Source organism: Luteimonas sp. WGS1318 (genome assembly GCF_043187535.1).
Taxonomy (GTDB): Bacteria; Pseudomonadota; Gammaproteobacteria; order Xanthomonadales; family Xanthomonadaceae; genus Luteimonas.
The window spans coordinates 436,682-457,928 of sequence record NZ_CP171131.1; the positions used below are offsets into that span (position 1 = coordinate 436,682).

Here is a 21,247-nt window from a genome sequence, read left to right on the forward strand (position 1 = left end):
GACCGCATGCGCGGGACCGAAACCCGCTCAGCGATTCAGCTGCGCCGGGATGAACGTGGTTTCCACCGCTTCGGCCAACTGGTCGGGCGGCAGCAGGCCCTGGTCGAGCAGAAAGTTGTTGAACGCGCGGCGGTCGAACTTCGTGCCCAGCGCGAGTTCGGTGCGCATGCGCAGTTCGAGGATGCGCGTGTAGCCGTAGAAGTAGCTCGTCGCCTGGCCCGGTGCGTTGAAGGTGTAACGGTCGAGTTCCTGGCGCGCCATCGCGGGCGAGAGCATGACTTCTTCGGTCAGCACGCGGCCGGCACGTTCGCGGTCGATCATGCCGAGATTGAGCATCGGGTCGAGCATCGCGCGGGCGGCGCGCAGCAGGCGGAACTGCAGGGCGATCAGCTGGCCGTCGAGCGGCTCATAGGGCACCAGCTCGGCTTCTGCATACAGTGCCCAGCCTTCGACGTTGACCGAGTTGAACGCGAACATCGAGCGGGCCAGCGACACGCCGCGCTCGACCATCGCGGTGAACTGCAGCTCGTGGCCGGGACGGCCTTCGTGCGCCGACAAGGTCCAGCGCACGGCGTCGAAGTTGAAGTCGTCGTAGGCCGCGTCGTCGCCGGTGCCGCCGGGGTTGCCGACCGGCAACACGAACGTGCCCTGCTGGCCGGTGTTGCCGACCAGCGGGGCCGGGCGGAAATGCGGCGCCGGCTGCGCGGCCGATTCGGCATCCGAACCCAGGCGCATCTGCATCGCGCGCTGCGGCACGTCGACGATGTTCTCGCGCTCGATGATCGGATCGATCGCGTCGATGACCTCGCGGTAGCTCGCCTCCAGACGCGCGTTCGGAATCGTGTCGCGCTTGAGCGCGGTGATGACGCCGCGGTAGTCGGTCGCATCGATGCCGTTCTCTTTCGCGACCAGCGGCGCAAGCTGCTGCATCTGCGCGCGGATTTCCATGAAGGCCAGCTGCGCGCGCTGCATCAGCAGTTGCGGGTCGACATCGGTGCCGTACTGCTTGAGCCCGAACGCATAGAGTTCCGGCGGCAGACGCGTGTCTTCGCGCGCCTTCGGCAGCACGGTGGTGCGGGTCCAGTCGGCGTAGGCGGTGATCTCCTTCGCGATCGCTTCGAGTGCAGGTTCGGCGCCCTCGATCTCGTATTCCTCGAAGAGCTTGCGGATGCCGGCGATGTAGGTGTCGGCGCTGTCGAGCGCGCGCTGCACCTCGAGCTTCGTGGGCTGCAGCAGGTCCGGATTCGACAGGCGCTCTTCGTAGCGCTGGCGGGCGAGGGTGGTGATCGGTGTGCTGCCTTCGGTGAGGCCGGCATAGCGCTGCAGACGGGCGAGCGCATGCACGCGCCGCTCGGCCGGCGTCTGTGTCGAGAGCAGTCCGTTGATGCCGCCGAAGATCAACTGCGGCGCATCGGTCCAAGGCAGCAGATAGCGCTCGCCGAGCGTGCTGCCCTCGATGCTCTGGTCGATGCTGGTGAGCAGGATCTGCAGGTCCTGCCGCACGTTGGCGTCGCGCTCGAGTTCGAGCTGCGTCTGCAACCTGGCGCGCGCCGCGGTCATCGCGTCGCGGTAGCGGCGGGCGTTGTCGGGGCCGAAGTCGGCGACCTGGTCGTCGTAGCCGGGCACGCCGAAGAAGCCTGCGGATTCGGGCTGGAACGGCGCCTGGGCGTCGATCAGGATCTGCGACAGTTCGTTGCTGCGCGTGACCCAGGCCGGCGACGCGGTCTGCGATGCGGCGACGGCGGTCTTCGCGTCATCGGTATGGGCAAATGCCGTGAGCGGCGCGGCGAGAGACAGGGCGATCGCGAGGACAAGCGGTTTCATGGCAGCACCAGCGGCGAGGACGAACACCGACCGTAGGCGCTCGCGTGCGTGCCGGCAATGGCCGGAGGTCACGGCACCGGCAATGCGTGGTGTTCGACCGGCGTATCCGCTTCGGCGATCGTGATGATGTGTGCGGGATCGTTGTCCCCGGGCACGTACAGCAGCGACTCCCAGGTCCAGGCGCCCAGCCGGCGGTCGGCACTTGCGACGAGGCGCCCCTCGCCGCGTGGTCCTTCGATGCCGATCACCAGGTCCGCCCGGCCTTCGCCGCCGTTGTCGCTCGATGTGCGGATCGACCCCATCGGCATCAAGCCGGGTTCGATCGGCGTGCCGATGACCTCCACGAGTTCCCGATGCGCGCGGGCGCGCGCCAGCGCATCGGCGTAGACATCCGAGCGGGTCATCGAGCCGCGGACCGCGAACAGCACGATCGCCACGAACGCCGCCACCAGCGCAACGCACGTGAGCACGACGACCGGCAACGCCCACTTCCAGTGGCGCCGCCACCAGCCGCGCGGCGGTGGCGGCGCGGACGCAGGACGCGGCGGCAGTGGGGGCGGGGTCGTGGACACGCGCGGTGTCTTCAGGGCGCCAGGCAGCGCGCCAGAAACGCCTCGCTGGTGCGATAACGATGCAGCGCGTCACGTCCGCGCAAGCCGTGCTTGGCGCCCGGATAGGTCATCAGCTCGAACGGTGTGCCGGCCTGCTGCAACTGGCTCATCAGCTGCGTCGCGTTGGTGAACAGCACATTGTCGTCGGCCATGCCGTGGATCAGCAGCAGCGCGTTCGGCTTGATGTTGTCGGCGTGGGTGAACACGCTGGCCTCGCGATAGCCGTCGACATTGGCCTTCGGCAGGTTCATGTAGCGCTCGGTGTAGTGCGTGTCGTAGAGCGCCCAGTCGGCGACCGGCGCGCCGGCGATGCCACAGGCGTAGGCGTCCGGGGCCTTGGCCAGCAGCATCAGCGTCATGTAGCCGCCGTTCGACCAGCCGTTGACCGCGATGCGCTTGCCGTCGACCCACGGCTGTGATTTCAGCCACTCGACGCCGCGCAGCTGGTCCTCGACCTCGACCGTGCCCTGACGCTCGTACAGCGCGCCGACGAAATCGCGGCCGCGGCGCGGCGTGCCGCGGTTGTCGAGCGAGAACACCACATAGCCCTGCTGCGCGAGGTACTGGTGGAAGCTCGCATCGGCGCGACCGGGCCAGGTATCGAGCACGGTCTGCGCGGCCGGGCCGCCGTAGACGAAGACGACGACCGGATGCGGCCTGGTTTCGTCGAAATCCGCCGGCTTGATCAGCGAGTAGTGCAGCGGCGTGCGGCCGTCGGCGGCGGTCAGCGTGCCGAACTCGGTCGGGCGGTGCGCGGCGAGGAACGGCGCGTAGGGATGATCGGCGGCGGCGAGATCGTTCTCGACCAGCGTCGCCAGTCGCGTGCCGTCCGCGCGGTGCAACGCGATCTGCGGCGGCGTGGTTGTGTTCGACCAGCTGTCGACGTAGACCGAGGCATTACGCGCGAAGCTGGCGCCGTGCATGCCGGGTTCGGTCGACAGCGTGGTGTAGGCGCGCGTGCCGTCGAGGCCGACGCTGTAGAGCCGCGATTCGGTCGCGCGCGGCAGTGCCTCGCCGTCTTCGAGCGCCATGCCGGCGCGGAAGTAGACGAGGCCCGCGGAGGCATCGACCGCCAGCAGTTCGTCGACCGGCCAGTCGCCCCGGGTGAGCTGGGTCATGCGGCGTCCGTCTTCGGACGCGAGATACAGATGCTGGAAGCCGTCGCGCTCGGACGACCACACGAAGCGGCCGTCATCGAGGAAGCGCAGGCTGTCGTGCAGCGGCACCCAGGTGCGGCCGCGTTCGGTGACCAGCGTGCGCTGTGCACCGGTGGCGAGCGTGGTCTCGATGAGTTCGAGCGTCTGCTGGTCGCGCGACTGGCGCTGGAAGGTCAGGCGCTGCGCATCGCGCCACTGCACGCGGGCGAGGTAGATGTCGGTGTTCTTGCCGAGGTCGACATCGGTCACTGCACCGCCCTGCGGTGCGACGACATGCAGGGTCACGCGCACGTTGTCGTCGCCGGCGGCCGGATAGCGCTGCTCGACGACTTCGGTGCGATCGGGATAGACCTCGTAGCGCTTCTGCACCGGCACCGGCGATTCGTCGATGCGTGCGTAGGCGATCCCGCTGTCGTCGGGCGCCCACCAGTAGCCGGTGTGGCGGTTCATTTCCTCGTCGGCGACGAACTCGGCGACACCGTTGCCGATCACCTCGCTGCCGTCGGTGGTCAGCTGGCGCTCGGCGCCGGTCGCCAGATCGATGACCCACAGATTGCGCGCACGCACGAAGCTGACGAAGCCGCCGCGCGGCGAGACCTTGGGATCGGTGGCGAAGCCGCCGCCGTCGGTGAGCTGGCGCACCGCATCGCTGCCCGACTTCGACAGGTCGTACAGATACAGCTCGCCGCCGAGCGGAAACAGCAGCCGCTGCGCATCCGGCGCCCACTGGTAATCGACGATGCCGGATTGCCCGGCAATGCGCTGACGCTCGCGACGCGCCTTCTCCGCATCGCTGAGCGTCTCCTCGCCCGGCAGCACGACCTTCGAATCGACCAGCATCCGCGTCTGCCCGCTGGCGATGTCGTATTCCCACAGGTCGAGCTGGTTGCGGTTCTCGTCCTTGCCGCGCAGGAAGGTCACACGCGAGCCGTCCGGTGCAACCTGCGGCTTCATCAGCGTCGGCCCCGACAGCGGCGCATCGCCGGTGATGGCTTCGAGCGTGAGACCGCCGGCGGCGGGCGGCGTGGCGGCGAGGGCGGAGGAGGTGGCGATCATCAGGGCGGCGGCAGCGAGTACGGAGCGCATGGCGGGTCCAGTGGAGCGAGGCCGCCAGTGTATCGGGTGGCGGAGCGGCACCTGTCCGACACTCAGCCTGTGCAGGTCCCACGACGGGTCGTGCTGTCCGACCAGCCACATATGCGATGCACCTGCGGCTGGAGCGTCAAACACATGGCCGCAACTGCTGGGCTTTGCGTAGCCGGCAGAATCGGCCCCGGAAGAAAAAACGCCGGCGCGTGGATCACATGACGGCGCTCAGTCGGACGGTGGCTGCGGCGTGTCCCCGAGCTTCGCCGCGATCCGCTCCAGGTCGCGCAGATCGTCGGCGTCGAGCAGGTCGGCGAAGTGCTGCCGGACCGACTGCAAATGTGGTGGGGTGGCGGCGCGCAGCGTGTCGCGGCCCCGTCGCGTGAGCACGAGCAGACAGCCCCGGCCGTCGTCGGGGTCGGGGGCGCGATCGACGAGCCCACGGGCCTCCATGCGGGACGCGTGACGTGACAGCCGGCTTCGCGACCATCCCATTTTCGCGGCCTGCGCGTGGAGCGTGCTCGTCGTGTCGGGCCGCTCGATCAAGGTGCTGAGCACCTCGTAGTCGGCGTCGGACAGTCCGGTGACCAGCAGCGCGTGGCTGATGTGCCCATTGACGTGGATCGCCATGCGGCGGAAGGCGCGCCAGGCGCGTTCCTCGCCAGCATCGAGCCAAGTGGACGTCGCGTTCGGATTCTTTTTCGTTGACATGTAATCAAATATCCCAGAGGATCGATTACATGTTAACGAAATCGATCCGCATCCTGGTGCTGACCTGCAGCACCCGTCCGAATGCGCTCGCGCCGATCATCGGTGACTGGTTCACGCGGGCTGCTTCGACGCAGGCGACGACCGTGGGTGCCGAGCTGGTGCCTGTGTCCCTCGCCGATCTGGACCTTCCCTTTCTGGATGAAGTGGAGCATCCCGCGGCCGGCATCTATCGCGGCCAGCATGCCCGTGACTGGAGCGCCCTGGTCGACAGCGTGGACGGCATCGTGTTCGTGGTGCCCGAATACAACCACGGCATGCCCGCGGTGCTGAAGAACGCGCTCGACTATCTGGGTCGCGAATGGGCATGGAAACCCGCCGGCTTCGTCAGTTACGGACACACCTCGGCCGGAACGCGCTCGGTGCAGCATGCCCGGCCGGTCCTCTCCGCGCTTCGACTCGTCCCCACCGGCGCGACCGTGGCCATCCGCATCGACGATGCCGTCGTCGATGGCTGCATCACCCAGGACGCGCGTCGTGATGGCCTCGCAGCGCGGCTGCTGGAGGAAGTGGTGCGGCTGGGGCACGCACTCCGGCCCATGCGGGAGCCCCTGCGCGATACGGCACGGGCGGGGCCGGTGCCGGGGTCCCACGTCCGTCGTCTGACATCGGCGGATGCCGCGGACGTCCTCGTCCTGCAGCGGTGTTGCTGGCTCGACGAAGCGTTCGCCAACGCCACGCTGGACATCCCGGCGCTGCACGAAGGCCTCGGCGAGGTGGCGTCGTGGCTCGACCAGTGGACGGCATTCGGGCTGTGGCGCGACGGCACGTTGCTGGGCATGGTGCGGGCGCGTCGCGATGGTGGCGCGTGGCACATCGGACGCCTGGCGGTGGCGCCGCACATGCGCGGTACCGGTACCGGACGCTGGCTTCTGGCGTTCGTGGAGAACGAGGCCGATCCTGCCTGCGACCGTGCGGAGCTCGAAACCGGAGCGGGAAGTACCGCGAACATCCGCCTCTACACGCGCGAAGGCTTCCAGCGCAGTTCCGACCGGGACACCCGCGACGTCGTGCATTTCGTCAAGCCGCTCCGGACGCCGGCGCAGGCCTCGGCCTGAGCATGCGCCGGCCTGAAGCCGGAGCGTCGGCACAGAGGGCGGCAATCGCCGCGATGTCGGGGCCGGTCGCGCGATGCGCGCGCCGGCGCAAGAACGCGTGGCGTGCGGACCGCCACGCGCGTCGATACCTCAGCGGCGCCCCTGCCCGAACAGCAGCTTCTTTTCCTCGTCGCTCATCGTCTTGCCGGCATCGGGATTCACGTCCTTCGCTTTCGCGTATGCGCGTTCCGTGGCCGGACGCGCCTTGATCGCAGCGTGCCAGCGCTGGACTTCCTGATAGGGCGTCATGTCGATCGGCGCCTTGTCGTAGACGCCGATCCACGGATACGTCGCCATGTCGGCGATCGAGTACGCATCGCCGGCGATGAAGTCGCGCCCCTTCAGATGCGTGTCGAGCACCTGCAGCAGGCGGTTGGCCTCATTGGTGTAGCGCTCGATCGCGTAGGGAATCTTCTCGGGCGCGTAGACATTGAAGTGGCCGTACTGGCCGGTCATCGGTCCGAGGCCGGCCATCTGCCAGAACAGCCATTCCAGCGTCTCGATGCGCACGCGCGGATCGGTCGACAGGAACTGCCCGGACTTCTCCGCCAGATACAGCAGGATCGCGCCGGATTCGAACACGGTCTGCGGATCGCCGCCGTCGGTGGGTGCGTGGTCGACGATCGCCGGCATCTTGTTGTTCGGCGAGAACGCGAGGTACTCGGGCTTGAACTGGTCGCCCTTGCCGATGTTGACCGGGTGGATCGTGTAGTCCAGGCCAGCTTCTTCGAGGAACAGGGTGACCTTGTGGCCGTTGGGGGTGGGCCAGTAGTGCAGGTCGATCATGAGGTGCCGCTCCGCGGGGACAGGTGTGTCGAGTCTAGGCGCGCGCCCGTAGGGCGACGTGGATACGGGGCGCACGCTGCGTTGCGGTAGTGACGACCGGGCTCACCCTGAAACGGCAACGCCGCCTCGAGGGCGGCGTTGCGTTCGATCCGGGCTCCGGTGCGAAGCCGGGGCCCGTGGGCCGCATCCTGTGGACGCGGCCGTGGGCAGGCCCTTACTGCGTCTTGCAGTCGAGCCTGTGCGTGGCGTCGGTGCCGATGCGGACCTCGGCCAGACCCAGGGTCAGACCGGGCGGCGCGCGCAGTGCGAACGGCGTGCTGACGCGCGTGGCGTCGAGACCGGCAGCGGTCAGGCACTTGAGCGGAATGCCGGCGGTCACCCATTCGTTGCGGGGCAGCGTCGCCAGCCACTCCCGCACCGGCAGAGCGCCCGAGCAGTCGTCGCCGCAGCCGGCGGACAGCGTGATGTCACCGCTGGCGGGCAGGGCATCCACGCGCAGCGTCGCCAGCAACAGCGAATCGCCGTTGGTCTCGCGGCTCAGGTCGGCCGGCGAGTGCGACAGCAGCTCGGCGGTGGCGTTGCCGGTCCAGGTCAGCAGGCGTCCACCTTCCTGGGTCTGGTAGTCGACCGCGGCGAGGCTCAGCGTGCCGTCCGGCGTGACGACGCGCGGATGCAGCACATCGGCACCGCGTCCGTCGGCGCCGGTGACCACGAGGCGGATGCCAGGGCCGGGCACGCCCTTGGCGAAATAGCCCGCGTCCTTGCCGTCTTCGGCGCTGACGCCGGCATCTTCCGGCAGCGCGTCGAGGTTGCTGGCATCGGCGTAGGTCAGGCCGTGGCCGAACGCGAACAGCGGGTCGTAGCCCTCCATGCCGACGTTGTTGACGTACTGGTCAGCGCGGCGCGGCCAAGAGAAGCTGAGCTTGCCCTTGAAGTCGTGCTGCGGCTGGCCATCGGCGCCGCGCAGCAGCACGTCGGCGATGCCCGCACCTTCCGAGCCCGGCAGCCAGGCGGCGACGAAGGCGTTGGACGCGTTGATCTCGCGATTCATCCACAGCGGGCGACCGCTGATGAAGACCGAGATCACCGGAATGCCGTCGGCGCGCAGGCGCTTGACGAGTTCCAGGTCGGCATCGTCGCCGGGCTTGTACAGCAGGTTCGGCAGGTCGCCGAGGAATTCGGCATACGGATCCTCGCCGAACACGACGATCGCCACGTCCGGCTTCTGCCGGTACGCACCGTCGATCGCGAGCTGCGCGCTGCCGCCGGCGGCGGTGACCTGCGTGCGGATGCCGTCCCAGATGGTGTCGCCGTTGGGATAGTCGGCACGCTTGGTGCCCGTGCCCTGCCAGTTCAGCGTCCAGCCGCCGGACTGCTTGCCCATGTCGTCGGCGCCGTCGCCGGCCACCAGCACGTTCTGGTTCGCGGCGAGCGGCAGGATGCCGTCCTGGTTCTTCAGCAGCACCAGCGATTCGCGCACGGCGCGGCGGGCGACCTCACGGTGTTCCGGCGCGCCGAGCAGTTCGAACTTGCCGCCGAGTGCACGTTCCGACGGCTTCGGCGCGTCGAACAGGCCCATGCGGAACTTGACCCGCAGGATGCGACGCACCGCATCGTCGAGGCGCGCCATCGGAAGCTCGCCCGACTGCACGTGCTTGACCGTGCTCTCGTACAGCCCGCGCCAGCTGTCGGGCGCCATCGCCATGTCGAGGCCGGCATTGAACGTCGCGGCGCAATCGGTGGTGGTGCAGCCCGGCAGCTGGCCGTGGCCGTTCCAGTCGCCGACGACGAAGCCGCCGAAATTCATGCGGTCCTTGAGCACGTCGGTCAGCAGCGCCTTGTGCCCGTGCATGCGCTGGCCGTGCACGCTGTTGAACGAGGCCATGACCGCCTGCGCGCCGGCCGCGATCGCCGGCGGATAGCCCGCACCGTGAATGTCGCGCAGCTGCGCTTCGGTCACCGCGGTTTCGCCCTGGTCCTTGCCGCCGGCGGTGCCGCCATCGCCGAGGTAATGCTTCACCGAGACCATCACGTGATGATCGTTGAGGAATTCGGGCGAGCCGGCCTTGCCCTGCATGCCTTCGACCACCGCGGGCGCGAACGCGGCCACCACATCGGGCGATTCCGAATAGCCCTCGTAGGTGCGGCCCCAGCGGTCGTCCTGCGGCACGGCGACGGTCGGGGCGAACGCCCATTCCATGCCGGTGGTGCGGGTTTCGATCGCGGTGACGCGGCCGATTTCACGCATCAGTTCGGCGTTGCGCGTCGCGCCCAGGCCGATGTTGTGCGGGAACAGCGTGGCGCCGACGATGTTGCTCTGGCCGTGCACGGCGTCGATGCCGAAGATCACCGGGATCGCCTTGCCGCCACCCGAGGTGTCCATCGACGCTTCCCAGAACGCGTCCGACAGCGCCAGCCATTCGGCCGGCGACGCGTCGTAACGGCCGCCCGGGTCGGAATTGCCGCCGGCGAGAATCGAGCCGAGGCGGTACTTGCGCACGTCCTCGGGCGTGATGTCGGCGATGTCGCCCTGCACGATCTGGCCGACCTTCTCCTCGACGCTCATCGTCGCCATCAGGTCGGTGATGCGCTGCTCGAGCGCGGCGTCCTCCGGGAACGGCCACGCGGTATCGGGCCAGTTGGCGGCATCGATGGCGCCCGCATCCGCGGCCGCTGCCTCAGTGGTCGGCGTCGTCGCGTCGGCTGCGGGCGCCTCGTCACGCGCACAACCGGAGGCGCCCAGCACCAGCGCGGCGAGGACACCGGGCAGTAGCGCGCGGCGGAAGAATGGGCGGGCGGGGCGATGCGACTCGATCATCGAAGGGCTCCGGATCAGGCGTGGGCGGTGGAACCGCCGGGTTCAATGGGCCACCGTGCCGGATACGGACGATGACAGCGTTGTCAGAATGCGGCGTTAGCATACCGGCGGTTGGCCGCCGACGCTTGCTGCAGGGCGTCATGCGCAATCGGCACGCGGGCCACCACCGCGTCTCTGGCAGAATCGCGACCGGAACCAGGATGGCCGGAATGAACAACATGCGGGTGCGGATCGAAGATGTCGCCGAGGCGGCGGGCGTGTCGATGAAGACCGTCTCGCGCGTGCTCAACAACGAACCGAACGTGTCCGAGCGGACACGTCTCGCGGTCGAGGCGGCGGTCGAGAAGCTGAAGTACCGGCCGCTGGCGTCGGCGCGGCTGCTCGCCGGGCGTCGGTCGTACCTGATCGCGATGCTCTACGACAACCCGTCGAGCAACTATCTGATGGAGGTCGAGCTCGGCGTGCTCGATGCCTGCCAGTCGCAGCACTACAACCTGATGCTCGCGCCGGTCGTCTACACCGCGAGCGACATCGTCGCCAAGGTCGAGTCGATGATCATGCAGTCGCAGCTCGACGGCGTGGTGCTGACGCCGCCGATCACCGACGATGCGAAGCTGCTCGCGCGCCTCGACGAGATGGGGGTGCCCTATGCCAGCGTGTCGGCGCAGGAGCGCAACCGGCGCATCGGTGCGGTCGTCGACGAGCGCAGCGCCGCGCGCGACGTGGTGCTGCACCTGGCCGGCCTCGGCCATCGCCGCATCGCCCACATCAAGGGCCATCCGGCGCACGGCGCCAGCGGCTGGCGCCTGGCCGGCTACCGCGATGGCCTCAAGCAGGCCGGCCTCGATTACGACGCCTCGCTGGTTGTCGCCGGCAAGTTCTTTTACGAATCCGGCTTCGACGCGACCAACCGCCTGCTCGACCTGCCGAATCCGCCGACCGCGGTCTTCGCCGCCAACGACGACATGGCGGCCGGTGCGATCTGCGCGATCTGCGAGCGCGGGCTGTCGGTACCGAAGGATGTGTCGGTGTGCGGGTTCGACGACATGCCGATCGCGCGCCACATCTATCCCTCGCTGACCACCGTGCGCCAGCCCAGCCGCGAGATGGGGCGCCTGGCCGGTCTCGAACTGCTCAAGGCGATCAAGGACCGCGGCGCCGGCGAGACGCTGGAACTCCCCTATGCGCTGCAGGTGCGCAAGTCGACGGGGCCGGCGCCGGGCTGAGCGCGGCAATCGACGGATGCCCTGCGTCGCTCCGGCTGCGGCCATCGAAGGCGGATCAGCATGGGTCCCGGCAGGTGCGGATTGCGAGCGTGCGCGCCCGGAGCGTCAAGCGGGCGTGGCGGGTGCGTAACTGCGCACGTACTCCATGTGCGGCGGCAACTGGCGCAGCGTGCGGTCCACGTCCTGGCGGATGCCGTCGAGGAAGCCCTTGAGTTCGGCATCGCCCATCAGGTCCGCGGACCGGTGGTATTCCCTGGGGTAGATGCCCTGGCCCATCATCACCTGGATCCACGAGTTCTCCGCGAACAGCTCCGTCGGCACGTGGAAGACCCGCCCGGTTTCGCGGAACAGCTCGATGCGGTGGCGCAGCGAATCGGGGATCGGCATCGCCTTGCAGTCACGCCAGTACGGCGTGTCCTGGCGGTCGGTGACGTTGAAGTGCAGGATCACGAAGTCGCGCGCATGCTGCAGCTCGTCGGCCATGCGCATGTTGTACTGGTCGATGTCCGGCTGGCACAGCGTGCGCGGGAAGGTCTGCATCAGGTGGATGATGCCGCGCTGGATCAGGTGGATCGTCGTGGATTCCAGCGGTTCGATGAAGCTCGCCGACAGCCCCAGCGCCACGCAGTTCTTCTCCCAGCAGCGCATGCGCTGACCGGGGCGGAAGCGCACCGGGAACGGATCGCGCAGTGGCGCGCCGTCGATGCTCGACAGCAGCGTGTCGCGGGCCTGGTCGTCGTCCATGTAGCGGCTCGAATAGACGATGCCGTTGCCCACGCGATGCTGCAGCGGAATGCGCCACTGCCAGCCCGCGGGACCGGCGATGGCTCGCGTGTAGGGCACCGCGTCGCGCACGGTGGCCGTGGGCACCGCGAATGCGCGGTCGTTGAACAGCCAGTGCGACCAGTCGTCGAATCCGACGCCGAGCGTCTTCTCGATCAACAGCGCACGAAAGCCCGTGCAGTCGATGAAGAAATCGCCTTCGACGCGCGTGCCGTTCTCGAGCTGCAGCGCGGTGATGCAGCCGGAGTCGGGATCGGTGGTCACCTGCGAGATCTTGCCCTCGACGCGACGCGCGCCATTGGCCTCGCTGAAACGCCGCAGGTAGCGCGCATACAGCGTCGCGTCGAGGTGGTAGGCGTAGTTGAGCTTGCGCTTGGGCAGATGGGCGAAGCGTCCATCGAGCGCCGCCTTCAGTTCCAGGCAGTAGTCGTCGTAGGCGCTCGCCAGGCCGCGTTCGCGGCCGCGCATCCAGAAGTGCTGGAAGCCGGCCGTCCAGTGGTCGGTGCCGGTCAGGCCGAAGGAGTGGAAGTAGTCCTGGCCGACGTCGCGCCAGTTCTCGAAGTTGATGCCGAGTTTGATCGTGGCCTGGGTCTGCGCCATGAACTCCTGCTCGCCGATGCCGAGCAGACGATGGAACGTCATCAATGTCGGGATCGTCGCTTCACCGACACCGATCGTGCCGATCTCGTCCGACTCCACCAGCGTGATCTCGAGCACCTTGCCCAGGGTGCGCGACAGGGCGGCCGCGGCCATCCAGCCCGCGGTGCCACCGCCGGCGATGACGACGCGGCGGATGGGCGCCTGGCCCGGGTCGGTCGATGCAACGTGCATGGCGTGTCTCCTAGCGGTCCAGGCGCTTGCGCAGGCGTGCGCGGATGGCGCGCGCGCGCGCCTCGTCGAGCGGGGCCAATGCGCCGCGCGCCGGAGCCGGCACGTGGCCGGCGACGGTGTCCTCGTCGTAGTCGAAGACGTAATGGCGGAAGACGTCGTGCCAGATCGCGCGCTCGGCAGCCGGCAGGTCGCGGATGCTCACGATCGCGTGCATCAACGCGTCCATCGGCGTGGTCGCCCACGCGGGCGCCTGCCGCCACCAGTAGTTCACCAGCACGTTGAACGGCGTCTGCGCTTCCATGTGGTGCCACCACATGCTGGGAATGAACAGCGCGTCCCCAGCTTCGAGATCGGCGCACTGGGCCTGCGCCTGCGCCTGTGCGAAACGCGGAAAGCGCGCGTGGTCGACGTCGGCGAAATCGATCAGGCTCACGGCCTGGCCGGCCGGGGTGACATCGAGCGGGCCGATGTAGAGGTTGTCGAGTTGCTGCGGCGGAAACAGCGTCGCGCGCCGCGTGCCTGCGACCACGCAGGCGAGGTTGTCGGGCAGGTCCTGGTGCGCGGCGATCCGCGTGCGGTTGCCGATCCAGATGCTGGCCAGCGCATCGCGCCCGCCGAGCGGCAGATCGTTCTCGGCGCGGAAGCCCGGCAGCCAGGTGTCGATGGTGGTCGAGCCGATGTAGATCGCTGGCGGCGCGGGATCGGGTGCGTACTTGAGCAGCGTTTTCAGCGCGACACCGAGCGGCACGTTCTCGCGGCGGAAGTTGAAGTCCTGCAGGGTGTCGTCGTAAAAGAAGCGGCCGTCGATCTCCGGCGGGCCGACCGTCGCGACGACCGGCGGGCCATCCACGCGTTCGAAGCGGTGCAGATACTGCGCGACCGCGTCGGCCGACGTCCGCGCCGCCTGCACGACAGGCCACTCGGACAGCAGCCCGCGCAGCACCAGCGGCGTCTCCGAGCGCAGCACGGTCTCCGGAATCGCGCGGGGATCGATCCCCGACAGTTCCGGGATGCGCTTATCGACCTGCAGCGCCGGCACGGTTCACCCGCTCGATCAGGTCGCGGAATCGCACAACGGACGCCAGCATCATGTAGACGGCTTCCAGATGGCCGGCGCAGCCCAGCGCCGCGAACGCCTCGCCGTCGAGCTGGCGCAGGCGGTCCTCGTTGATCGTGTAGTAGCCCGACAGGCGATTGTCGGACCCGTCGTCGAGCCGGATGTCGAGCACGAAGGGCTCGAGCAGATCGTGCTGGAGCAGCGCGGCCACGAACGGCGCGGTGCCCTGCAGGCCCTGGTGGATGGTGTTGAGGAGCGAGCTCGCGTGTTCGACATACGCGCTCGTGCCACCGTGCGGCAGGAACAGGGCTTCACCGTGCGTGGTGCCGACGCGCGGATGGTCGAGATCGATGTGCATCAGCATCTCGTCGGCGGACCGGCCGATCAGGAACGGCTGGCGTTCGACCGTCAGCGGAATATAGGTCGCGTCCCAGCGCTCGCCGTCGAGGAACAGGTTCTGCCGGTCGGTGAAGCCGAACAGCGCCAGCGGCTGGAACTCGCCGTCGGCCGATTTGCCGAACACGATCGGATAGTGCGCCTGCACGTTGCGGAATTCCGCGGGAAACGTGATCGCCCACATCACGTCGTCGCCGAGCGCTGCACTGCGGTGGGTGTCGACGCGCAGATCCCTGTGGTCGACGTTGTTGAGTTGCACGGTCCTGGACATCGGGCTCGCCTAGACGGGGGACAGGCCCCGGGTGTGGATGTGGTCGATCAGTTCGCGGTGGCTGGGCAGTGCCGCAATCATCTTGCGCGCGAGATCGGACGCTTCGCGGAATGCCGCTTCGGCGCGACCCGCATCGGATGCGCGCCGCGTGGTGGCGCGGGTGTCCGGCCGGAATCCCATGCCGTAGAGAATGTACTGCCAGCTAGCGGAGGGAAACACCTCGTCCACCCGCGGCAGGTCGTATCGCGACGGCGACTGGTGCCGCCACAGCGCCAGCAGCTCGCCGAGTCGCACCGGCATGGACGCGGCATCGCGATGGTCGCGCCAGTACGCGCTGTCGTCGCGATGGGACAGCACGTAGTGCAGCTTGAGGAATTCGATCACGCGTTCCCAGCGATAGGCGAACGTGTCGTTGAAGCGTGCGGCCACGACGTCCATCGTGTCGCGCGTCGCCGGCAGCTGGTCGCTGAGCATCGTCGCGGCCAGTTCCACCAGCACCAGCGAGGACGCCTCCAGCGGTTCGACGAAGCCGCTGGAAAGCCCGATCGCCACGCAGTTGCGGTGCCAGCTGCGGCGCCGGTAGCCGGGTTCGAACGACAGTGACTGGCGGGCGATGATCTCGCAGTCCGCTCCGCCGGTCTCGCTGATGTAGCGCTGCAGCGTGGCCTCGATCGCGTCGGCATCGGTATGCGCGCTGGAATACACATGGCCCACACCGCGTCGCGCCGACAGGCCGATGTCCCAGATCCAGCCGTTGGCCTGCGCGGTCGACACGGTCTGGCAGGCGATCGGCGTGTCGGCCTCCGGATAGCGCACCTGCAGCGCAAGCGCGCGGTCGTTGAACAGCACGTCGCCGCAGGGCGTCTTGTCGATGCCGTAGTGCTGGCCGATCAGCAGCGCGCGCATGCCGGTGCAGTCGACGAACAGATCGCCGTCGATCGCGCCGTGCGCGCGCGTGCGCAGTGCGGCGATGTCGCCGTTGTCATGGACGTCGATGCCGTCGACATGGTCGGAGACCAGCCGGACCCCGAGCCGTTCCGTGCAGTGCGCGCGCAGGAACAGGCCGAGCTTCGCCGCATCCAGGTGATATGCGTAGTTGGCGACCGCGGCGTACTCGGGCGTGCCGAACTGCTTGGGTGCGCGCCCGGCATCGCACAGCGGCGGCTGGAAGCTCACCAGCCGGTCGAAGGGTGTGTCACCGCGGCGCAGCCAGCCGGCGACGAGATCCGCATCGTGGTAGCCCTGCGGCAGCACGAACGGATGGTGGTAGTGGTCGTCGGCATGGTCCCGGGTCCAGCGCACGAACTTCGAACCCTGCTTGAAGGTCGCATCGCAGGCGCGCACGAAGTCGGTTTCCGAGACGCCGATGCGACGCAAGGTGTCGCGCATGGTCGGCCAGGTGCCTTCGCCGACGCCGATGGTCGGCACGTCCGGCGATTCGACCAGGGTCACGCGCAGGCCGGAGGCCGATGCGCTGTCGTGGTCGGCGGCGAGCAAGGCGGCCGTCAACCAGCCGGCGGAGCCGCCTCCGAGGACGACGACATGGCGGACAGGACCGTTCAACGCGGGAGGCTCCCAGTGCTCGATCGGGCAGGATGCACCAACCCGGCGCCGCGGCACATGGCCGCGACGCCGGAGGTGTGTCCGATCAGAACGTGTAGCGCGCGCCGAACATGTAGCGCGGACCGGTCTGGGTGCCGTACAGCAGCTGACGTCCGTTGCGGCCGTGGGTGCGCTGGGTCTCGTCGGTGACGTTGATGGCTTCGGCCTGGAGGGTCAGCCGGTCGCTGACCTTGTAGCCGACGCTGACATCGAGCTGACCGTACTCCTCGACATACACCGGGTTGGGTCGTTCGCTGTCGAAACCGCTCGAGAGGAACCGGTCGCGCCAGTTGTAGGCCGCGCGGGCCTGCCACGGGCCCTTGTCGTAGAACAGCACCAGATTGGCCGAATCGCTGAGCCCGATCAGCGCGAACTGGCCGCCCAGATCGGTGTTGTCGTAGTTGAGGTTCGGACTGTCGACGTAGGTGTAGTTCGCCGCCAGGCCGAACCCGCTCTGCCCGAAGACGTGCTGCAGGTTCAGTTCGAGGCCGTCCAGCTTCGAGGAGCCGGTGTTGGCCGGCGTCGTGATGCGGAAATTCGCGATCGGGTCGCCGGGCACGCCGGTGATCGTGCCGATCGCATTGCCGCCCGCATCGGAGCCGGTCCGGGTCACGCCCGGCTGACCGTTGAAGTTGGTGAAGATGTAGTTGCGGATACAGGTCAGGTCGGTCGTCGGACACGCGTTGGCGACGGCGGCATTCCAGTACGCGCCGCCGATCGGCGTGGTCAGGTCGAACGGCGTGGCCTGGATGATCGTCGTGCCGATGTAGTTCGAGATGTTCTTCTGGAAGTAGCCGACCGAGAGATAGCTCGCCTCGGCGTAGTACCACTCGAGCGACAGGTCGAAGTTGTCGGCCTTCAGCGGCTCCAGGCCCGGGTTGCCCTGCTGTCCGGTGCCGCCGTCGACGCGGACGGGCTCGTTGAGCGTCTGGCCGCCCTGGATGTCGCCCCAGCCCGGGCGTCCGATGGTGCGGCTGTAGCTGCTGCGCAGGATCAGCGCGTCGGTCAGTTCGGCACTGACGTCGATGCTCGGCAACCAGTGGGCGTAGTCACCATAGAGCGTGGTGAAGTCCGAGCCCTCGCGCTGGATGCCGATCTCGTTGTTCGACTCCCACAGCAGCGCCGTCGCCACCGGCACGAGTGCCGAGGAGGTCACGTCGGTCTTCTCGTAGCGCACGCCGGCGGCCGCGTTGAGCGGGATGCCGATGTCCCAGGTCGAGCTGACCTGGATGTAGGCGCTCCTCGACTTCTCGGTGACGCGCCGGTCGGTGTTGTATTCCGCGGGTGCGAGATACAGCGATTCGTCGCCGGCGAACTGTGCCGCGAGATCGCGCACGGTGCGGAAGTCGAACAGGAAGAAGTCGTCGGTGAACGCGGGGTTGCCGCTGCCCGCGAACGATCCGAAATAGCGCCCCATGTTCGCCGGAATCCAGATGTTGTCGGGATAGTCCTCCGCGCTGCCTTCCGCGCCGCCCCAGGTGTTGTCGCGCTGCACGTTGCCGTAGGCGGTGCGGTTGTTGGCCTCGGTCGCCGAGACACCGAAGTCGAGGCGCGAGTAGTCGCCGAACTGGAAATTGCCGCGGGCCTGGACCTGCTCGATCTCCGACTTCATGTAGCTGCGATGGAACACCGAGCCGGTGACCAGCATGTCGGACGCGCGCGGGCCGGTGTAGCCCGGCGGATACTGCACGGTGAGGATCGGGAAATCGCCGCTGAAATCGGCCGTGGTGTTGCCGCGGATGAAGGCTGCGGTGCCGAGGGTGCCGCCCGAGCCGTAGGGGCTGTCGGGGCTGGTTTCGGCGGTCGACTTGTGCACGTCGAGCTCGAAGCCGAGCCGGTCCGTGGCTTCCCACTCGACGTTGAAGCCGATCGACTTGTTCTCGTTGCGGTTGGCGATGTCCGCGCCACCCATCGCGAGATCCGCGCCGCGGCACACGCTGTTGGCGTCGCAGGTGAAGGGCAGGATCTCGCTGTAGAGCAACGGCGCCGCGACCGGGCCGTCGGTCCACGACGAGCTCGACGGCCCGTAGTTGAACCAGACCGACATGTCGTTGCGTTGTTGCTGGATCTTGTTCTCGGAGTAGGTGTAGTCGAGCGTCGTCGTGATGGTGTCGGTCGGCGCCCACTGCAGCACGACCTGGCCATTGGTGCGCTGGCGCTGCACGCCGGTGACGGCGTAGTTGAGGTTCTGCGGCACCGAGTAGACATCGTCCGGACCAGGCCGGTTGACGATGTTCTCCGAGCCGGGCGCGCCGGGCTGCGGAATCGCACCCCAGTTCTCCTCGTCACCACGGAAGCCGCGCCAGCCACCCGGCACGGACACCTGGTTGTAGCCGAGGTCGCGCTCCTGATAGCTGCCGGTCACCGCGATGCCGAAGCGGCCGTCGGCGGTGGTGGTGCTGAAGATGCCCGAGACTTCCGGCGTGACCGAGCTGCCCTTGTACGAGTCGGGCAGGTTGTCGAGCGACGTGTCGTGCACGCCCTTGATGCCGACGTTCGCGCGGAAGCCGGGGACATCCAGCGGACGGGCCGTCTTGACGTTGATCGTCGCGCCGATGCCGCCGGTCGGCGTTTCGGCGCGACCGCTCTTGTAGACCTCGACGGCGGAAATCGCTTCGGATGCGATGTTGGCGAAGTCGAACGCACGCGAGTTCGACACCGTGCTGCCGTCACCGTTGCTCGATGCCGGCATCTGGCGGCCGTTGAGCAGGACCAGGTTGAAGTCGGGGCCGACGCCACGCACCGTCACACGCGAGCCTTCGCCGATCGCGGAGCGGTCGATCGACACACCCGAGATGCGCTGCAGCGATTCGGCCAGATTGGTATCGGGGAACTTGCCGATGTCCTCGGCAATGATGCCGTCGACGATGCCGCGGGCATCGCGCTTGAGGTTCATCGAGGATTCGAGGCTGCCGCGGATACCGGTCACCGTGACCGTATCGAGTTCGGTGGCATCGGGCGATGTAACGGGCTCGGCGACCTGGGCCATGGCCGGTGAGGCAATGGCGAGCAGCAATGCAGAGGTCAACAGCCGCTGTTTCGGAACGGCACGCAGTCGGTTCATGGATCGTCCCCCTCCCAAGGGATCACACGAGATTTTGTTGTTGGTGTCGCGACCGCGTTCACGCCGGACGGTGTTTGACGGCTGCATTGGAGGGGAACCTGACAGCGTTGTCAACCGCGACCAATGGCAGGGGTATGGAGGGGCAACCTCGCCATGGATGAGGCTTGCGACCGCCCTGCGCATGAGGCTGGCCCGGGCGTGATCGATGCCATCTGGTCGTTCGCGGGATGGACGGAGGCGGGCCGCAGGCAAGGCGGTGCCCGGTCTGCGGCGCGCGCGTGCCGCTGTCGGTCGATGACCCCGATCAACGACGCGCGTCTTGTCTCGCCATCTATTTCGATCCGCGCGTTTCGGGCGCACCCGTGCCCGGGCCTTCCATCGTGAGCGCCACGCTCGCGGCGTTTCCCATACGAAACGCTGCGAGTCTTGCGCCCTGCCGGCCCGCCCCGGCAGGGCGGGTCGGATCATGCGTGACGGTGCGACGACTCAGTGCATCGCGCCCGGTCGCGGCGCCGTGACCTCGCCGGCAGGCAGCGTATGGATCGGCAGGCGCGAGCCGCGCAGGCCGTACCAGATGATGTAGACGTAGCAGACCAGCGGTACCACGAACGCGTGCTGGATGCCGATGCGGTCGGCCAGCGCGCCCTGCGCCAGCGGCACCAGTGCGCCGCCGACGATGCCCATCACCAGCAGGCTCGAGGCCTTGCTGGTCAGCGTGCCGAGGCGCTCGATCGCGGTGGTAAAGATGGTCGGGAACATGATCGAGTTGAACAGGCCGATCGCCAGCGCGCTCCACATCGCCACCTGGCCCGTGGTGCTCATCGTGATCACCAGCAGCACGCAGACCATCGCACCGGCAAAGGCCAGCAGCCGACGCGCGTCGATGCGGGTCATCAGCGCGGCGCCGATGAAGCGGCCCACCATCGCGCCGCCCCAGTAGAACGCGAGGAAGCGCGAAGCGGACGCCTCGCTCAGGCCGCCGATCTCGGGCTCGGCCATGTAGTTGATCAGGAAGCTGCCGATCGCGACCTCGGCGCCGACGTAGGCGAAGATGCCGAACACGCCCCAGCGCAGGTGCGGCTGGCGCATCGCCTCGATGTAGGTGTGGTGCACCGCCGGACTGGCCTCGGTGGCCTCGCGCAGCGACGGAATGCGCATCAGCAGCACGAACACCGCCAGCACCAGCAGACCGCCGGAGAGCAGCAGGTAAGGCATCTCGACCGACTGCGCTTCGGCCGCGCGATACGCCGCCTGTTCGGCCGCGCCCATCGCCGCGATCTCGTCGACGCCGAGCACCGCACCGACCAGGATCAGCGGGCCGATCACCAGCGGAAAGACCGTCGTGCCCAGCGAATTCAGTGCCTGCGCCAGGTTGAGCCGGCTGTGCGAGGTCTCGGGCCGGCCCAGCAGGCTGATGTAGGGATTGGCCGCGACCTGCAGCAGGGTGATGCCGCTGGCCAGCACGAACAGTGCGGTCAGGAAGACCGGGTACGACGGCAGCCGCGCGGCCGGATAGAACATCGCCGCGCCGATCGACGCGATCACCAGGCCGATGACGATGCCCGCCTTGTAGCCCACACGTGCGACGACGGCGCCGGCCGGCATCGACATCAGGAAATACGCACCGAAGAACGTGAACTGGATCAGCATCGTCTGCGTGTAGCTCATCGAGAACACGGCTTTGAGGTGCGGAATCAACACGTCGTTGAGGCTGGTCAGCCCGCCCCAGGTGAAGAAGATCAGGCTCACCACCGCGATCGCGGCAGGATTGGACATGGTGCGGGGTGTGGTGTGCATCGAAGAATCCTCGGGCCGCTGGAGACCGCAGGGGGAGCGACGTGAGACGCCCCGCGCGCGACCGGCCGGTCAC

At 68.1% G+C, this 21,247-nt stretch carries 14 protein-coding genes; 2 read left to right on the forward strand and 12 right to left on the reverse strand.

The annotated features are described in order from the left end of the window. Window positions 1–27: 27 nt before the first annotated feature. The 4 genes from ACF3M1_RS01875 to ACF3M1_RS01890 all read right to left on the reverse strand — a co-directional run bounded on the left by ACF3M1_RS01875 (window position 28) and on the right by ACF3M1_RS01890 (window position 5,308). Window positions 28–1,824: a DUF885 domain-containing protein gene (locus ACF3M1_RS01875; protein ID WP_394003391.1), complete on the reverse strand. Its 1,797-nt coding sequence runs from the start codon at window positions 1,822–1,824 to the stop codon at window positions 28–30. 68 nt (window positions 1,825–1,892) lie between these two features. Beyond that, a complete protein-coding gene (locus tag ACF3M1_RS01880) occupies window positions 1,893–2,396 on the reverse strand; it encodes a cytochrome c oxidase assembly factor Coa1 family protein (protein ID WP_394003393.1) in 504 nt (167 codons plus the stop codon). 11 nt (window positions 2,397–2,407) lie between these two features. Beyond that, window positions 2,408–4,678 carry a DPP IV N-terminal domain-containing protein gene (locus ACF3M1_RS01885; RefSeq protein ID WP_394003395.1) on the reverse strand — a complete coding sequence of 757 codons (2,271 nt, stop codon included), beginning with the start codon at window positions 4,676–4,678 and terminating at the stop codon, window positions 2,408–2,410. 228 nt (window positions 4,679–4,906) lie between these two features. Continuing rightward, window positions 4,907–5,308, reverse strand: coding sequence for a MarR family winged helix-turn-helix transcriptional regulator (locus ACF3M1_RS01890; protein WP_394003397.1), 402 nt, complete (start codon window positions 5,306–5,308; stop codon window positions 4,907–4,909). Between the two features lie 74 nt (window positions 5,309–5,382). On the opposite strand from ACF3M1_RS01890, the gene ACF3M1_RS01895 reads away from it, so the two are divergent. Continuing rightward, a complete protein-coding gene (locus ACF3M1_RS01895; protein ID WP_394003399.1) occupies window positions 5,383–6,504 on the forward strand; it encodes a GNAT family N-acetyltransferase in 1,122 nt (373 codons plus the stop codon). A gap of 129 nt (window positions 6,505–6,633) precedes the next feature. On the opposite strand, the gene ACF3M1_RS01900 is transcribed toward ACF3M1_RS01895, so the two are convergent. Beyond that, window positions 6,634–7,329 (reverse strand): glutathione S-transferase N-terminal domain-containing protein, encoded by a 696-nt coding sequence (locus tag ACF3M1_RS01900; protein ID WP_394003401.1) that lies wholly within the window; start codon window positions 7,327–7,329, stop codon window positions 6,634–6,636. Between the two features lie 214 nt (window positions 7,330–7,543). Continuing rightward, complete coding sequence (locus tag ACF3M1_RS01905) at window positions 7,544–10,147, reverse strand: glycoside hydrolase family 3 N-terminal domain-containing protein (protein WP_394003403.1); 2,604 nt, start codon at window positions 10,145–10,147, stop codon at window positions 7,544–7,546. 209 nt (window positions 10,148–10,356) lie between these two features. On the opposite strand from ACF3M1_RS01905, the gene ACF3M1_RS01910 reads away from it, so the two are divergent. Beyond that, a complete protein-coding gene (locus ACF3M1_RS01910; protein ID WP_394003405.1) occupies window positions 10,357–11,373 on the forward strand; it encodes a LacI family DNA-binding transcriptional regulator in 1,017 nt (338 codons plus the stop codon). A gap of 105 nt (window positions 11,374–11,478) precedes the next feature. Here the strand turns inward: ACF3M1_RS01910 and ACF3M1_RS01915 are convergent, their stop codons facing one another. From ACF3M1_RS01915 to ACF3M1_RS01940, 6 genes are all read right to left on the reverse strand, one after another. Then, complete coding sequence (locus ACF3M1_RS01915) at window positions 11,479–12,987, reverse strand: tryptophan halogenase family protein (protein ID WP_394003407.1); 1,509 nt, start codon at window positions 12,985–12,987, stop codon at window positions 11,479–11,481. 10 nt (window positions 12,988–12,997) lie between these two features. Next, window positions 12,998–14,017, reverse strand: a complete 1,020-nt coding sequence (locus ACF3M1_RS01920) for a cupin-like domain-containing protein (protein ID WP_394005148.1) — start codon at window positions 14,015–14,017, stop codon at window positions 12,998–13,000. Continuing rightward, a complete protein-coding gene (locus ACF3M1_RS01925; protein ID WP_394003409.1) occupies window positions 14,004–14,711 on the reverse strand; it encodes a SapC family protein in 708 nt (235 codons plus the stop codon). The genes ACF3M1_RS01920 and ACF3M1_RS01925 overlap by 14 nt, the downstream gene beginning before the upstream one ends. Before the next feature lie 9 nt (window positions 14,712–14,720). Beyond that, window positions 14,721–16,274 carry a tryptophan halogenase family protein gene (locus tag ACF3M1_RS01930; protein WP_394003411.1) on the reverse strand — a complete coding sequence of 518 codons (1,554 nt, stop codon included), beginning with the start codon at window positions 16,272–16,274 and terminating at the stop codon, window positions 14,721–14,723. An 85-nt stretch (window positions 16,275–16,359) separates the two neighbouring features. Continuing rightward, window positions 16,360–19,377: a TonB-dependent receptor gene (locus ACF3M1_RS01935; protein ID WP_394003413.1), complete on the reverse strand. Its 3,018-nt coding sequence runs from the start codon at window positions 19,375–19,377 to the stop codon at window positions 16,360–16,362. Window positions 19,378–19,863: 486 nt separating this feature from the next. Then, window positions 19,864–21,174 (reverse strand): sugar MFS transporter, encoded by a 1,311-nt coding sequence (locus tag ACF3M1_RS01940; protein WP_394003415.1) that lies wholly within the window; start codon window positions 21,172–21,174, stop codon window positions 19,864–19,866. Window positions 21,175–21,247 lie beyond the last annotated feature (73 nt).